The 14267-nt window shown below is 57.3% G+C and carries 13 protein-coding genes; 9 read left to right on the top strand and 4 right to left on the bottom strand.

Features of this window, described 5'->3' with window-relative positions:
- Positions 1-16 precede the first annotated feature (16 nt).
- Both AAC632_RS00445 and AAC632_RS00440 read right to left on the bottom strand, forming a co-directional pair.
- A complete protein-coding gene (locus AAC632_RS00445) occupies positions 17-1303 on the bottom strand; it encodes a homoserine dehydrogenase (protein ID WP_340298659.1) in 1287 nt (428 codons plus the stop codon).
- Between the two features lie 112 nt (positions 1304-1415).
- The gene (locus AAC632_RS00440; protein ID WP_340298660.1) at positions 1416-1676 is read right to left on the bottom strand and encodes a hypothetical protein; all 261 of its coding nucleotides are present in this window, start codon (positions 1674-1676) and stop codon (positions 1416-1418) included.
- Positions 1677-1843: 167 nt separating this feature from the next.
- Between AAC632_RS00440 and AAC632_RS00435 the strand changes: the two genes are divergently transcribed.
- Positions 1844-2920: a pyridoxal-phosphate dependent enzyme gene (locus tag AAC632_RS00435; RefSeq protein ID WP_340298662.1), complete on the top strand. Its 1077-nt coding sequence runs from the start codon at positions 1844-1846 to the stop codon at positions 2918-2920.
- A complete protein-coding gene (locus AAC632_RS00430) occupies positions 2913-4064 on the top strand; it encodes a M24 family metallopeptidase (RefSeq protein ID WP_340298664.1) in 1152 nt (383 codons plus the stop codon). The genes AAC632_RS00435 and AAC632_RS00430 overlap by 8 nt, the downstream gene beginning before the upstream one ends.
- Positions 4065-4070: 6 nt before the next feature.
- Here AAC632_RS00430 and glyA read toward each other — a convergent pair whose 3' ends face one another.
- Positions 4071-5366, bottom strand: coding sequence for a serine hydroxymethyltransferase (glyA, locus tag AAC632_RS00425; RefSeq protein ID WP_317655468.1), 1296 nt, complete (start codon positions 5364-5366; stop codon positions 4071-4073).
- Between the two features lie 235 nt (positions 5367-5601).
- Here glyA and AAC632_RS00420 point away from each other — a divergent pair, with 235 nt between their 5' ends.
- Together AAC632_RS00420 and AAC632_RS00415 are read left to right on the top strand one after the other, a co-directional pair.
- Positions 5602-6369: an NAD kinase gene (locus AAC632_RS00420; RefSeq protein WP_317655467.1), complete on the top strand. Its 768-nt coding sequence runs from the start codon at positions 5602-5604 to the stop codon at positions 6367-6369.
- A gap of 106 nt (positions 6370-6475) precedes the next feature.
- Positions 6476-8755 carry an NADP-dependent malic enzyme gene (locus tag AAC632_RS00415; RefSeq protein WP_340298665.1) on the top strand — a complete coding sequence of 760 codons (2280 nt, stop codon included), beginning with the start codon at positions 6476-6478 and terminating at the stop codon, positions 8753-8755.
- Between the two features lie 18 nt (positions 8756-8773).
- Here the strand turns inward: AAC632_RS00415 and AAC632_RS00410 are convergent, their stop codons facing one another.
- Complete coding sequence (locus tag AAC632_RS00410) at positions 8774-9025, bottom strand: hypothetical protein (protein ID WP_340298667.1); 252 nt, start codon at positions 9023-9025, stop codon at positions 8774-8776.
- 155 nt (positions 9026-9180) lie between these two features.
- On the opposite strand from AAC632_RS00410, the gene AAC632_RS00405 reads away from it, so the two are divergent.
- The 5 genes from AAC632_RS00405 (at position 9181) to AAC632_RS00385 (ending at position 14265) form a co-directional block, all read left to right on the top strand.
- On the top strand, positions 9181-11073 hold the full coding sequence (locus tag AAC632_RS00405; protein ID WP_340298668.1) for a propionyl-CoA synthetase: 1893 nt from the start codon (positions 9181-9183) through the stop codon (positions 11071-11073).
- 116 nt (positions 11074-11189) lie between these two features.
- Positions 11190-11603: a cytidine deaminase gene (locus AAC632_RS00400; protein ID WP_340260005.1), complete on the top strand. Its 414-nt coding sequence runs from the start codon at positions 11190-11192 to the stop codon at positions 11601-11603.
- Positions 11604-11611: 8 nt separating this feature from the next.
- Positions 11612-12922 (top strand): thymidine phosphorylase, encoded by a 1311-nt coding sequence (locus tag AAC632_RS00395; protein ID WP_340298670.1) that lies wholly within the window; start codon positions 11612-11614, stop codon positions 12920-12922.
- A complete protein-coding gene (locus tag AAC632_RS00390; RefSeq protein ID WP_340298671.1) occupies positions 12923-14107 on the top strand; it encodes a phosphopentomutase in 1185 nt (394 codons plus the stop codon).
- Positions 14104-14265 (top strand): hypothetical protein, encoded by a 162-nt coding sequence (locus AAC632_RS00385; protein WP_340298672.1) that lies wholly within the window; start codon positions 14104-14106, stop codon positions 14263-14265. Before AAC632_RS00390 ends, AAC632_RS00385 begins: the two co-directional genes overlap by 4 nt.
- Positions 14266-14267: the final 2 nt, after the last annotated feature.

The raw sequence follows: 14267 nt of genomic DNA, 5'->3' as shown, positions 1-14267 counted from the left end.
CGGTATGGCCTTTCTTTCAGACGTCTTCGATGCGCAGGGCAACAGGGGGGCTCATCAGCACACCCGTCTGCGGCAGAGCGGCAAGCGCCTCTTGCAACGCGGGCTGTGCGGCTTTGTGGGTCACAATCAAAACAGGCGCGGCCTCGTCTGGGTGATCATATTGGCGCATCCGATCAATAGAAATGCCATTATCGCCCAAAACTGTGGCAATTTTTGCCAAAGCGCCTGGTTTGTCGGTCAAGGTCATGCGGATATAGTAGCAGGCCGCCGAAGCCGCTGATGCGGGCGGTGCGGCTTTGAGGGTATTCGCGCGTTGGCCAAATGTAGAAATCCGTATGTCGCGCGCAATATCGCAAATATCTGACAGCACCGCACTTGCTGTTGGTCCTTCGCCCGCGCCCGCACCGCGCAGCACGATTTGGCCAACATGGTCTCCTTCCACCACCACCATATTGGTGCCTCCCTCAAGCTGCCCTAGGGGCGAAGAAGCAGGAACCAGGCAGGGGCTCATCCGCTGTTCCAAGCCACGCGCTGTCATACGCGCCACTCCGAGAAGTTTAATCTTGAATCCAAGATCAGCAGCGCGTTTGATGTCTTCAATGGTGACTGCGCCAATGCCCTCGAGGCTTATACCGCTAAAATCGACTTTTGTTCCAAAAGCGACAGAGGACAAAAGCGCCAATTTATGTCCCGCATCAATGCCTCCGACATCAAGCTGTGGGTCAGCTTCTAAATAGCCAAGGCCATCAGCCTCGGCAAAAGCTTCCTCATAGGTGAGGCCTGCATTTCCCATCCGCGTGAGGATGTAATTGCAGGTTCCGTTCATAACCCCCATTATCCGGGTGATCTGGTTGCCGGCCAACCCTTCGGTCAAAGATTTGATGATTGGGATGCCGCCCGCCACTGCAGCCTCAAAACGCAGGACAAGGTTATTATCCTCTGCCGCTTCAGCCAGTTCCTGTCCATACAACGCCAAAAGCGCCTTATTGGCTGTGACAACATCCTTGCCTGCGGCAATTGCTGCTTCGGTCGACGTCTTTGCAGGGCCATCCGAGCCGCCCATCAATTCAACAAATACATCCACATCATCGCGCTTAGCCATCGCAACGGGATCATCTTCCCATGCGTATTTCGCCAAATTCACGCCGCGATCTTTGTCACGGCTGCGTGCGCTTACGGCAGAAATGGTAACCTTACGCCCTGTGCGAGCCTCGATCAGTGCGCCATTGTTCTGAATCATCTTGATGACACCTGTGCCAACCGTGCCAAGACCTGCGATTGCAAGGCGCAAAGGGCGTTCCATGATCCCGAACCTCCAAATATCTATGCGCAATGCGCACATTCTTAAGTTGAACCCCTGTTAGCCCCTTCCAATGCAAGGTGCAACGCAGGCAGGTCAACTATTCCACACGGATTTAATTGAGTGGCGCGTTGGCCAAGGCAGCGGCGCGGCGGCGCATGTCTTCTGCGCGCTCGGACAATTCCCCAACGGTGGCCTCAGCGGTGCTCGGTGTCTCGGCGCGGGTCGGGTCACGCACTCCCTCAACTTCAAGCGCGCCAAGCGGCAAAAGCGCGGGGTAACTTGCGGCGCGCAGATCTTGGCGCGCGGTGTTCTGTGCGCTGCAAGCAGACAGCGCGAGGGGCAAGACCAGCAAAAGGGACGTGATATATCGCATGATCTTGCGATAGCGCGCCAATCGGCTTGGGTCTAGCCTTGTTTTCGTGCTCAGGCCTTTGCCATTTGGCAAATTGGCGGTTTTTGTGGTTAGAGTGACGCGGGCAACACGAAAGCACCGATAAACTGGTCTTAGGCTTGGTGCGATTAGAAAAGGGACATTGCGCCATGGAAGACACAGCCTTGCACCCAACCGTGATCCACGAGAACCCTTATCGCGGGGCGGGTCTGCCTGATTTGCAGTGCTTTCCCAGTCAGGATGCAAGCCCCGTTCAGGCCCTATTGGAACAGTGCCCCGCTTATGCGCCCACGCCCCTTTTGGTGCGCGATGATTTAGCCAAAGCGGCAGGCACAGCCGCGTTTTCCGTCAAAGATGAGCGCGCGCGTATGGGGCTTGGAAGCTTCAAAGCCTTGGGCGCGGCCTATGTCATCGCCCGCGCTGCGCGCGCAGCCATGGAAAATGGGGCCACTGACTACAGCACGGCCCTGACAGGCCGCGCGTTTATCGCCGCAAGTGCGGGCAATCATGGTCTGTCTGTTGCGGCAGGCGCGCGTGTTTTTGGCGCGCGTGCCATAATTTATCTGTCTGACACTGTGCCTGAGGCTTTTGCCAATCGTCTGCGCGCGCAAGGGGCGGAACCGCGCCGTGCAGGGGCAACCTATGAGGAAAGCATGAAGGCCGCCGAGGCTGCAGCCGCGGCGGGGGAAGGCACGCTTTTGCCCGATAGCACATGGGCGGGTGAGATGACCCAAGGCTATCTCGTGATGGAGGGGTATTTGCAAATCGGGGCGGAAATGGCCGAAGCACTGGACAGCCCCCCAACCCATATTTTCTTGCAAGCAGGTGTGGGTGGCATGGCAGGGGCCTTGGCCGCCCATGCGCGCGCCACATGGGGGCAGACCCCGCAGATTATCGTGGTTGAGCCTGACGCAGCCCCCGCCCTGCAAGATGCGATTATCGCGGGTCATGTGGTCGACAGCCACGGGCCTGTCTCAATCATGGGACGGCTTGACTGCAAAACCGCCTCGCTTGTGGCGCTTGCGGGGCTGGCGCGCGATGCGGATCAGTTTTTGACGATCTCAGATGGCCAAGCGGCCACGGGCGTAGCGCGTTTGACCGAAGCAGGGCTTGCCTCCACGCCATCGGGTGCCGCGGGCGTGATTGCTGCGGCCTATCTTGGCTATGACTTCCCACCCGATGCGCGGGTTCTTTGTGTGTTGAGCGAAGGGCCAGAGGATGTCTGACCTGTTCCCGCCCTCTGAATATCACCGCCGTCATAGCGCGATTCAGGCCCGCCTACAGGCCGCAGGCCTAGATGCCATTTTGCTGACCCAAGCCGCAGATATTTTCTATGTCACGGGTTTTCTCACCCGCTTTTGGGAAAGTCCCGCCCGGCCTTGGTTTGTGGTGATCCCCGCCACAGGCACCCCAATCGCCGTGATCCCCGAGATTGGGGCCTATCTTATGGGGAAATCGGTGATCACCGATATCCGCACATGGCCCGCGCCGCGCCCCGAAGATGATGGGGTCAGCTTGCTGGCTGAGGCCTTATGTGACGTGATATCCAAAGACGGACAGGTCGGTGTGGCCATGGGCCTAGAGACGCAGCTGCGGATGCCTTTGGGGGATTTCTTTGCGCTGCAAACCCGTCTCGCCCCCCGCAGTTTTGTGGATGCGACAGATATCATGCACCGCACCCGCGAGGTAAAATCAACGCTTGAGATTGAAAAATTACGCGCCGCCTGCGCCATTGGCGATCGTGCCTTTGCCCGCGTTGATGAAATTGCCCGTATTGGCATGCCCTTAGACGCAGTGTTTCGGGCCTTTCAAATCCTGCTGCTCGAGGAGGGGGCCGATTGGGTGTCCTATGTCGCAGGTGGCGCGGGCGAGGGGGGCTATGGTGATGTGATCTCACCTGCCGCGCCGACACCCCTGCACAATGGCGATATTTTGATGCTGGATACAGGCGCGGTGAAAGACGGCTATTTTTGTGACTTTGATCGCAATTTTGCCATCGGCACCCCAAGCCCTGAGGCGGCCCGCGGGCATCAGATTTTACAAGATGCGATCCATGCGGTGATGGAGGGGATCGCGCCGAATATACGCGCCTCAGACCTGCACGCCATGCTATGCCGCGAAATTACGGCGCGCGGCGGCACGCCTTGTGGTGGTCGCTTAGGGCACGGGTTGGGCGTGACGCTGACCGAATGGCCATCCCTTACACCGCACGATCAGACAATGCTGCCCGCAGGTATGGTTCTCACGCTTGAGCCATCTGTTGATCTAGGGCAGGGGCGAATACTGGTCGCCGAAGAAAATATTGTCCTGACAGAAAACGGGACGGAGTTTTTAACAAACCCCGCCCCGCGTGACATCACAATTTTATAGGCGCTGTCAGATGCTTGGATAGATGGGGAAGCGCTGGCAGAGTGCCTTCACCTCTGCGGCAACTTTCGCCTCTACGGCGCCATTGCCGTCTTCACCATTCGCGGCCAAGCCATCGACCACTTCAACGATCCAATCCGCAACTTGGCGGAATTCGGTCTCGGTAAAGCCACGGGTTGTGGCCGCAGGTGTTCCCAAACGCACGCCTGAGGTGATCATCGGCTTTTCGGTGTCAAACGGGATGCCGTTTTTGTTGCAGGTGATGTTGGCACGGCCGAGCGCCTTTTCAGTGGCGTTGCCTTTTACGCCTTTGGGGCGCAGGTCAACCAACATCAAATGCGTATCTGTGCCGCCTGTGACGATATCCAAGCCCCCCTTCATAAGCTGATCCGCCAGCGCCTTGGCATTGGCAATCACTTGGGTCTGATAGGCCTTGAATTCGGGGCGCAGCGCCTCACCAAAGGCCACAGCCTTGGCGGCGATCACATGCATCAACGGCCCGCCTTGAATGCCGGGGAAGATGGCAGAATTGACCTTCTTGGCGATATCTTCGTCATTGGTCAGGATCATCCCGCCGCGTGGCCCGCGCAGGGTTTTATGCGTGGTGGTGGTTGCAACATGCGCATGCGGGAAAGGCGAGGGGTAATGACCCGATGCCACAAGCCCCGCGAAATGCGCCATGTCGACCAAAAGATAAGCACCGACACTGTCAGCAATCTCACGCATTTTTGCAAAATCAATGACGCGCGGAATGGCCGAGCCGCCCGCGATCAGCATTTTGGGCTTATGTTCAGCCGCAAGTTCGGCAATCGCGTCATAGTCGATTTCCATGTCCTGCTTGCGCACGCCGTATTGAATGGCGTTAAACCACTTGCCCGATTGGTTGGGCTTGGCGCCATGGGTCAGGTGGCCGCCTGCATCAAGGCTCATGCCCAAGATGGTATCGCCGGGCGTCAAAAGAGCCGTGAAAACCCCTTGGTTCGCCTGGCTGCCTGAATTGGGCTGCACATTGGCATGCGCACAGTCAAACAATTTGCAGGCCCGCTCAATCGCAAGGTTTTCTGCGATATCGACATAATCGCAGCCGCCATAATACCGCCGACCTGGATAACCTTCGGCATATTTATTGGTCATCACCGAGCCTTGCGCAGCCATCACAGCAGCCGAGACGATGTTCTCGGAGGCGATCAATTCGATCTCTTCGCTTTGACGACCGAATTCTTTGGTAATCGCGCCAAAGATTTCAGGGTCACGGGTGCTGAGGGCTTCAGTGAAAAATCCATCGTCACGGTGGGGCGCAGTCATAGTGAGGGCTCCTTACATCGGGGGCGCGTTTTGTTGGGTCACGCGCGGGCTCTGTCTATCGCATGGGGTTTAGGGCAGAACAGCCCCTTGGAAAAGGGTGAAAGCGGCAATTCGACAGAGAGTCGCGCCCTGCCGCCCTGCAAGGCGGGCAAATTTGCACTGTTTTGCGGGGTCTTGTGTTTCGGCATGGCAGGGAACAGGATGGCGTCACCCCTGTCTCGCAAAGGTCGCGCAGATGAGCAAAGATTTGAAAATAGCCTTTTTGGCCTCGCGGGCGCGGATGGCGCAGGCAGCCCTTGCGGAATTGAGCGCGGCTTATGGCCAATCAACGCCTCAGGAGGCCGATATCATCGTGGCGCTTGGCGGGGATGGCTTCATGCTGTCGACATTGCATGAAACCCAACCGCTCAATCGTCCTGTCTATGGAATGAACCGTGGTACGGTCGGCTTTTTGATGAATGAATATTCTGCCGATGGTTTGATGGCCCGCCTCACTGCGGCGGAGGAGGCGCAGATCAACCCGTTGCGTATGAAGGCGCGGCGCGCGACAGGCGAAACAATCGAGGCTTTGGCAATCAATGAGGTCAGTTTGCTGCGTGCAGGCCCCCAAGCCGCCAAGCTGCGCATCCATGTTGATGGAAAGCTGCGCATGCAAGAACTGGTCTGCGATGGTGCGTTGTTATGCACGCCTGCAGGCTCGACCGCCTATAACTATTCCGCGCATGGCCCGATTTTGCCCATTGGTGCAGATGTTTTGGCGATGACCGCGGTGGCGGCCTTTCGTCCGCGCAGGTGGCGGGGGGCGCTGCTCAATAAATCATCCAACGTAATTTTCGAAGTGGTCGATCCTGACCACCGCCCTGTGATGGCAGATGCCGATAGCGTTTCGGTGAACAATGTCACCCATGTAGAGATATCCAGCGCGCAAGACGTGACCCATCGTATCCTGTTCGATCCAGGCCATGGTTTGGAAGAGCGGCTTTTGCGCGAGCAATTCGTGTAATCCAAACGGGATTTACCCTTTCCTAGGTGATAGTTTAACGTTAAACTAATTGTGGAGGGCGGCCGTTTGCGGCTGTTTGGCGACCACAGCCGATTGGGAATAGATGATGACTGAAGACAGCAACGACAGTTTGCGCCAGCGCGCGCTTGCCTATCATGCAGGCCCAAAACCAGGAAAATTAGAGGTGCGCGCGACCAAGCCTTTGGCGAATGGGCGCGACCTGTCCTTGGCCTATAGCCCCGGCGTTGCTGAAGCCTGCCTTGAAATCAAAGCAGACCCTGCCCATGCCGAAAGCTATACAGGACGCGGCAACCTTGTCGCCGTGGTGACCAATGGCACGGCTGTGCTAGGCCTTGGTAATATTGGCGCACTCGCCTCAAAGCCTGTGATGGAGGGGAAGGCCGTTCTTTTCAAGAAATTCGCTGGCATCGACTGCTTTGACATTGAATTGAACGAGAGCGACCCCGAGAAATTGGCGAATATTGTTTGCGCGCTTGAGCCAACCTTTGGCGCAATCAATCTTGAGGATATCAAAGCGCCAGATTGTTTTATCGTAGAAAAACTGTGCCGTGAGCGAATGAATATTCCCGTTTTCCACGACGACCAACATGGAACGGCGATTGTCGTGGGCGCGGCCGCAACCAATGCGCTGCGTCTTGCGGGGAAATCCTTTGCCGATATCAAGGTCGTGTCTACGGGCGGCGGTGCGGCGGGGATTGCCTGCCTCAATATGCTGCTGAAACTGGGCCTCAAGCGTGAGAATGTTTGGCTCTGCGATTTGGATGGTCTGGTCTATCAGGGCCGTGAGGCGGGAATGACCCCGCAAAAGGCTGAATATGCCCAAGGGGATAGTCCTGCTTCCTTGAGTGATGTGATCGAGGGGGCGGATTTGTTCCTTGGCCTGTCTGGCCCGGGTGTTTTAACGCGCGAGATGGTTGCGCGCATGGCAGATCGTCCTGTGGTCTTTGCCTTGGCGAACCCGAACCCAGAAATCACCCCCGATGATGTGCGCGCGGTAAAGCCTGACGCGATCATTGCCACGGGGCGGTCAGATTTTCCTAATCAGGTGAACAACGTCTTATGCTTTCCGTTCATCTTCCGCGGCGCCTTGGATGTCGGCGCAAGCGAAATCAATGACGCGATGCAAATTGCCTGTATTGAAGGCATCGCCGCCTTGGCGCGCGCCACCACCAGTGCCGAAGCGGCGGCGGCCTATAAGGGCGAGCAGCTGACCTTTGGCCCTGACTATCTGATCCCCAAGCCGTTTGACCCGCGCCTGATGGGTGTGGTGGCCAGTGCCGTGGCTGAGGCGGCTATGAGTTCGGGTGTGGCGAAGCGGCCCATTGATGACATCGCCGCCTATCGCGCCAAACTTAATCAGGCGGTGTTCCGCTCTGCGCTTATCATGCGCCCTGTCTTTGCCGCAGCGGCCACTACGACCCGCCGTATCGCTTTCGCAGAAGGCGAGGATGAGCGCGTTCTGCGTGCGGCCCAAGCCATGCTTGAGGAAACCACAGACACCCCCATTCTTATCGGTCGTCCCGATGTGATTGAAATGCGAGCCGAGCGGGCAGGCCTGACCATCCGCCCGCGGGTGGATTTCGAAATCGTAAACCCCGAAAATGACCCGCGCTATCGGCATTATTGGGGCAGCTATCACAGCGTGATGGAACGTCACGGGGTGACCCCCGATTTGGCCCGTGCGATTATGCGCACCAACACCACCGCCATCGGCGCGGTCATGGTGTATCGCGAAGAGGCAGACAGCTTAATCTGCGGCACCTTCGGCCAGTATTTGTGGCACTTGAAATATATCAGCCAGCTTTTGGCCCGTGACGGGTTACATCCTGTTGGGGCGCTGTCCTTAATGATTTTGGAAGATGGGCCGCTCTTTATTGCCGATACGCATATTCATGCGCAGCCCACCCCAGACCAAATCGCCGAGACGGTGATTGCCACAGCCCGTCATGTGCGCCGTTTTGGCATCGCGCCAAAAATTGCGCTGTGTTCTGGCAGTCAATTCGGCAATCTCGACAGTGATAGTGGGCGGCGGATGCGTGCGGCGCTCGATATTCTGGACGCGATGGCGCTTGATTTCGCCTATGAGGGCGAGATGCATATAGACAGCGCGCTTGATCCCGAACTGCGCGCCCGAATTTTCCCCAATTCGCGCCTTGAGGGGCAGGCCAACGCGCTTGTCTTTGCCAATACTGATGCCGCTGGGGCGGCACGGAACATCCTAAAGATGAAGGCGGGCGGGCTGGAAGTCGGGCCGATTCTTATGGGGATGGGCAATCGCGCCCATATCGTCACCCCCTCAATTACCGCGCGGGGGTTGTTGAATATTTCTGCCCTCGCAGGCACGCCTGTCGCCACCTATGGCTGACAGGCGCACGGCCGCGCCTTAGCCAAAGGTGATGCGCAACAGTGTGATAAACATCAATGCGGTTGCCCCAAGCCCTGAGATGATCAGTGCGGGAAAACCCCAAATCAGAACGGCCGAGGCAACAGCCGAAACAACCATGATAATAAGGGCAAAACTGTTGTCTACTTCGCCCTCGATCACCTCGCGCGCGATGCGCCTGATGACGGGCAGGCGATAGGTGACATGGCGTGTGATATAGTGGCTTGTGTCTTTGTTCAAGGACATGGTCATGGGGGAGGCTCCTGTTCAATATTCCCCCACCTAACGTCCCCGCCGTTAAAACAAAGTGGCGCATGGTCGCAGTTTTCGCGCCTGCGTCAAAGTCACCTTCTTGCGCAAGCTATGGTTGAAGGGATAGAAAATTGCACAAGCAAAGGGAGGCACGCATGAGCTATCAAAAGATTTATGAGTATGCCCGTTCCAACCCAGAAGGGTTTTGGATGGAGGCTGCTTCTGCCATTGATTGGGATGTTGAACCATCCCAAGCGCTGTCTGATGAAAACGCGCCTCTTTATGAATGGTTTGCAAATGGTCAACTGAATGGTTGTTGGAACGCGGTCGATCGCCATGTTGCCGCAGGCCATGGGGATCGCACCGCTATCATCTATGACAGCCCCATCACCAGCACGGTTCAGAAAATTTCCTATGCAGAATTGCAAGAACGTGTCGCGCTTCTGGCGGGTGGCCTTCAAGCCAAAGGTGTGACCAAAGGGGATCGGGTCATTATCTATATGCCGATGGTGCCACAGGCGGTTGAGGCGATGCTTGCCTGCGCGCGTATTGGCGCGGTGCATTCGGTGGTCTTTGGCGGCTTTGCTGCGGCTGAATTGGCGGTGCGCATTGATGATGCGCAACCCAAATGTATCATCGCCGCCTCCTGTGGCCTCGAGCCGGGCCGCGTGGTGCATTATAAACCGCTTTTGGATGCGGCCATCGAGGCCGCCGCCCACAAGCCAGATTTCTGCGTGATCTTTCAGCGCGAGCAAGAAGTGGCAAGCTTGACCGATGGGCGCGATGTCGATTGGTATGGCTTCCAACACGGGGTTGCGCCTGCGCCTTGTGTGCCCGTAGAGGGCAACCACCCCGCCTATATTCTCTACACCTCTGGCACAACGGGCCAGCCAAAGGGCGTTGTGCGCCATACAGGCGGCCATCTGGTTGCGTTGAATTGGTCAATGCGCAATCTCTACGACATGAACCGCGGCGAGGTGTTTTGGGCCGCCTCTGATGTGGGTTGGGTCGTGGGGCATTCCTATATTTGTTACGCGCCTCTGACCTTTGGCTGCACCACAATCGTCTTTGAAGGCAAACCTATTGGCACGCCTGATGCAGGCACGTTCTGGCGCGTGATTGATGAGCATAAAGTTAAATGCCTGTTTACCGCCCCAACGGCCTTTCGCGCGATCAAGCGCGAAGACCCAGTAGGCAGCTTTATTGGGAAATATGACATCTCTAGCCTTGAATCGCTGTTCTTGGCGGGTGAGCGTGCCGACCCTGACACAATCCAATGGGCGCAGGCAAAACTTGGCGTGCCCGTGATTGACCATTGGTGGCAAACCGAAACGGGTTGGGCCATTTGTGGCAACCCATTGGGTATTGAAAAATTGCCTGTCAAAATCGGCAGCCCCTCGGTGCCAATGCCCGGGTATGATGTGCAAATTTTGGATGAGGGCGGGCATGAATTGCCTGCGGGCGAATTGGGCGCGATTGCGATTAAATTGCCCTTGCCGCCTGCAACCTTGCCTACGTTGTGGAATGCCGAAGCCCGCTTCCGCAAATCCTATCTTGAGCATTTCAAAGGCTATTACGAGACGGGTGATGCGGGATATAAGGATGAAGACGGGTATCTTTATATCATGGCGCGCACGGATGATGTGATCAACGTGGCGGGTCACCGCTTGTCGACAGGTGGGATGGAGGAGGTTCTTGCCTCCCACCCAGATGTGGCTGAATGCGCGGTGATCGGTGTGGCAGATGATCTCAAAGGGCAAATGCCTCTGGGGTTTTTGTGTCTCAATAAAGGGGCGACCAAAGATGCGGCAGATGTCGTGTCTGAATGCGTGAAACTTGTGCGTGACAAAATTGGCCCCGTTGCGGCGTTCAAACTGGCCGTTGTGGTGGATCGCCTGCCCAAAACCCGTTCGGGCAAGATTTTGCGTGGAACAATGGTGAAAATCGCTGATGGCGAAAGCTATAAAATGCCTGCAACAATTGATGATCCTGCGATTTTAGACGAGATTGCAGTGGCCTTGAAAACTTTGGGCTACCCCAAAGCCTAAGGCGGGTTTGACGAGACGGGATGAAGGGCGGGCCTTTGGGCCCGCTTTTTCTTTCGCCTTGCGTGCATCGGTTCGTCAGGACAGATTGAGGCAACGCAATTCAAGGAGTGCGGATCATGCCCCAGACAAAGACACCAGACCCCGCATTGATGGCCGCCGCCGCAGAAATCCGTCCGCGCGCCTATGCCCCGTATTCGGGCTTTGCAGTCGGTGCTGCGCTGCGTGGGGCAGATGGGCAGATTTACCAAGGGGTGAATGTCGAAAACGCGGCCTATCCCCAAGGCACCTGTGCTGAGGCGGGCGCAATTTCAGCGATGATTGCCGCAGGCTGTCATGAGATCCTAGAGGTTGCGGTGATCGCCGATAGCCCCATTCCTGTCGCCCCTTGTGGGGGGTGTCGCCAAAAATTGCGGGAATTCAGCAAAGATGAGGTGCTGATCACCATGGCCACAACGCGCGGCACAGGTCAGGCTATCCTGAGCATGGCTGACATTCTGCCTGGTGCCTTTGTGAAATCGGCGATGGAATAGGGCAGATCATGGCCGATCCGCGCAGCATCTTGGCAAAATTGCGAGAGGGGCAAACTCTGACCGAATTTGAGATGTTTGCCTTTGCTGAAGGGTTGGCGGATGGCACTGTCAGCGATGCGCAGGCGGGGGCCTTTGCGATGGCCGTATGTTTGCGCGGTCTCAGCCTTGAGAACCGCACCCATCTGACCCATGGGATGCTGGAAAGCGGCACGGTTTTGGGGTGGTCACTGGATGGCCCTGTGATCGACAAACATTCCACAGGCGGGGTGGGCGATTGTGTGTCGCTGATCCTTGCCCCTGCCTTAGCGGCGTGCGGGGCCTATGTGCCGATGATTTCAGGGCGCGGCTTGGGGCATACGGGCGGCACTTTGGACAAACTTTCGGCAATTTCGGGCTTGCAGATTGATGTCGCCATTGAGGATTTGCAACGCATTGTGGGGCAAGTGGGCTGTGCGATTATCAGCGCCAATGCCGATATCGCCCCTGCGGATCGCAGGCTTTATGGGTTGCGTGATATCACCGCAACTGTGCCAAGCATTGATTTGATCACGGCGTCTATTTTGTCCAAGAAATTAGCGGCAGGACTAGAGGCTTTGGTTTTAGACGTGAAATGCGGCACGGGTGCGTTCATGCAGACCCCGCAAGAGGCCGTGCAACTGGCTCAATCCTTGGTGGATACAGCGCAAAGTGCGGGCTGTAAAACCACGGCGCTTGTCACCGATATGAACCAACCACTTGCGCGCGCGGCGGGCAATGCTTTGGAAATGATGGAGGTGATGGAGGCGCTGTGCAGTCCAAATCTCGACAGTGATCTGATCCGCCTAACCATCAGCCTTGGGGGTGAGGTTTTGGTGCAAGCGGGGCTTGCGGTTGATGCGGCGGCGGGTGAGATGGCACTTGCAAACGCGCTGACCCAAGGTCACGCCGCCGAGGTTTTTGGCCGTATGGTCGCGGCGCAAGGGGGCGCTACGGATTTTGTGGCGCGTTGGCGAGATCGCTTGCCCGCAGCGCCCTATGCGGTCGATATTTTCCCGCAAAAGACGGGCTATATCCGCGCAATTGACGCCCGCGCCTTGGGCGAGGTCGTGGTGCATCTTGGCGGGGGGCGCCTACAGGCAGAGGATCAGATCGACAAACGCGTGGGTCTGTCCGACATCCAGCGGATTGGTGATTTGGCCGACCCTACGACCCCGCTTTTGCGCCTTCATGCGCGCGACCCTGAGATTGCCAAACATATGGGGGCAATCCTGTTAGACGCCTTCACCCTCTCCGAAGAAAGGCCGCCGCGCCCTGCCTTGATCCATGAAAGGATCGGCTGAATGGCGCGCGGATTTTTGGTGGTGATGGATTCTGTTGGTATCGGGGGCGCGCGTGATGCAGACCGATATTTCAATGCGGGCCATCCCGATACAGGCGCGAATACCGTGGGCCATATCGCGCAGGCACAGGCGCTGAGAGTGCCGAATTTGGATCGTCTGGGTCTTGGGGCCGCTTTGCACCTAGCAAGCGGCATTTGCCCTGCACCTCTGACATCGGCCGCACCGAATGCCATTTGGGGTGTGGCCGAAGAATCCGCCAAAGGCAAAGACACGCCATCAGGCCATTGGGAATTGACGGGCTGCGCCTTGCCTTGGGATTGGCATTATTTTCCCGCCACCGTTCCCAGTTTCCCTGAGGCTTTGGTCGCGGCGGTTCAATCTATCGCAGGTGTTGGGGGGATTTTGGGCAATTGCCACGCCTCTGGCACTGAGATCATCGAACGCCTTGGGGCGCAACATCTGCAAACGGGGTATCCGATTTGCTACACCTCGGCCGATAGTGTCTTTCAGATTGCCGCGCATGAAGAGGTCTTTGGGCTAGAGCGTCTCTATGACCTCAGCGAAAGGATCGCCCCGCAGCTGCACGCGATGCGGGTAGGGCGGGTGATCGCGCGGCCCTTTACGGGTCGGGTAGGCGGATTTGAGCGCACTGAAAACCGCCGCGATTACGCGATGATGCCGCCTCACCCAACCTTGTTGGACCACGCATCTGAGGCAGGGCGCGCGGTCATTGCCATTGGCAAAATCAGCGATATTTTCGCCCATCGTGGCATCACGGAAAGCCATAAGGGAGGTGATGCCCGCCTGATGGAACATCTGGCCCACGCGGTAGATTGCGCCCCCGATGGTAGCCTCACAATCGCCAATTTCGTTGAGTTTGATGCCCGTTTTGGCCATCGCCGCGATGTGGCGGGTTATGCGGGTGCGCTGGAATGGTTTGACGCAGCGATTGCGCCAATTATCGCTGCGCTGCGCGCGGGTGACATGCTGATTTTAACCGCGGATCATGGTAATGATCCCACTTGGGTTGGCACGGATCACACCCGTGAACGTGTCCCATTTTTGGTCGCGGCCCCTGACTATGCGCCACAAGTGCTTGGCCTTCGGGCCTTTGCCGATATTGGCGCAAGCCTTGCCGCGCATTTGGGGCTTGGCCCCCTTCAGATTGGAAGCCTTGCCTTATGAGCCCGATTGACAGTCAAATCATCTATGCTGCCATGACCTTTGTCGCTGCCCTATTTGGGGTGCGTCTGGCCGCCCGGGTCTTGTCGCAGCGGGTGATCTCATGGCGCGCGGCTACCTTATTTGCCATAGTGGTCACCGCGCTTGGCTATTATTTCTAGGG

This window comes from Roseobacter sp. HKCC-CH-9351 (genome assembly GCF_037830295.1).
In the GTDB taxonomy this organism is placed as follows: domain Bacteria; phylum Pseudomonadota; class Alphaproteobacteria; order Rhodobacterales; family Rhodobacteraceae; genus M30B80.
Note: the sequence above shows the minus strand (reverse complement) of the source record. Positions and strands in the feature narration are given on the sequence as shown.

Excerpts from the sequence above, each read along its gene's own strand:
- AAC632_RS00445 (WP_340298659.1), bottom strand. The coding sequence starts at position 1,303 with ATGGAACGCCCTTTGCGCCTTGCAATCGCAGGTCTTGGCACGGTTGGC.
- AAC632_RS00440 (WP_340298660.1), bottom strand. The coding sequence starts at position 1,676 with ATGCGATATATCACGTCCCTTTTGCTGGTCTTGCCCCTCGCGCTGTCT.
- AAC632_RS00435 (WP_340298662.1), top strand. The coding sequence starts at position 1,844 with ATGGAAGACACAGCCTTGCACCCAACCGTGATCCACGAGAACCCTTAT.
- AAC632_RS00430 (WP_340298664.1), top strand. The coding sequence starts at position 2,913 with ATGTCTGACCTGTTCCCGCCCTCTGAATATCACCGCCGTCATAGCGCG.
- glyA (WP_317655468.1), bottom strand. The coding sequence starts at position 5,366 with ATGACTGCGCCCCACCGTGACGATGGATTTTTCACTGAAGCCCTCAGC.
- AAC632_RS00420 (WP_317655467.1), top strand. The coding sequence starts at position 5,602 with ATGAGCAAAGATTTGAAAATAGCCTTTTTGGCCTCGCGGGCGCGGATG.
- AAC632_RS00415 (WP_340298665.1), top strand. The coding sequence starts at position 6,476 with ATGACTGAAGACAGCAACGACAGTTTGCGCCAGCGCGCGCTTGCCTAT.
- AAC632_RS00410 (WP_340298667.1), bottom strand. The coding sequence starts at position 9,025 with ATGACCATGTCCTTGAACAAAGACACAAGCCACTATATCACACGCCAT.
- AAC632_RS00405 (WP_340298668.1), top strand. The coding sequence starts at position 9,181 with ATGAGCTATCAAAAGATTTATGAGTATGCCCGTTCCAACCCAGAAGGG.
- AAC632_RS00400 (WP_340260005.1), top strand. The coding sequence starts at position 11,190 with ATGCCCCAGACAAAGACACCAGACCCCGCATTGATGGCCGCCGCCGCA.
- AAC632_RS00395 (WP_340298670.1), top strand. The coding sequence starts at position 11,612 with ATGGCCGATCCGCGCAGCATCTTGGCAAAATTGCGAGAGGGGCAAACT.
- AAC632_RS00390 (WP_340298671.1), top strand. The coding sequence starts at position 12,923 with ATGGCGCGCGGATTTTTGGTGGTGATGGATTCTGTTGGTATCGGGGGC.
- AAC632_RS00385 (WP_340298672.1), top strand. The coding sequence starts at position 14,104 with ATGAGCCCGATTGACAGTCAAATCATCTATGCTGCCATGACCTTTGTC.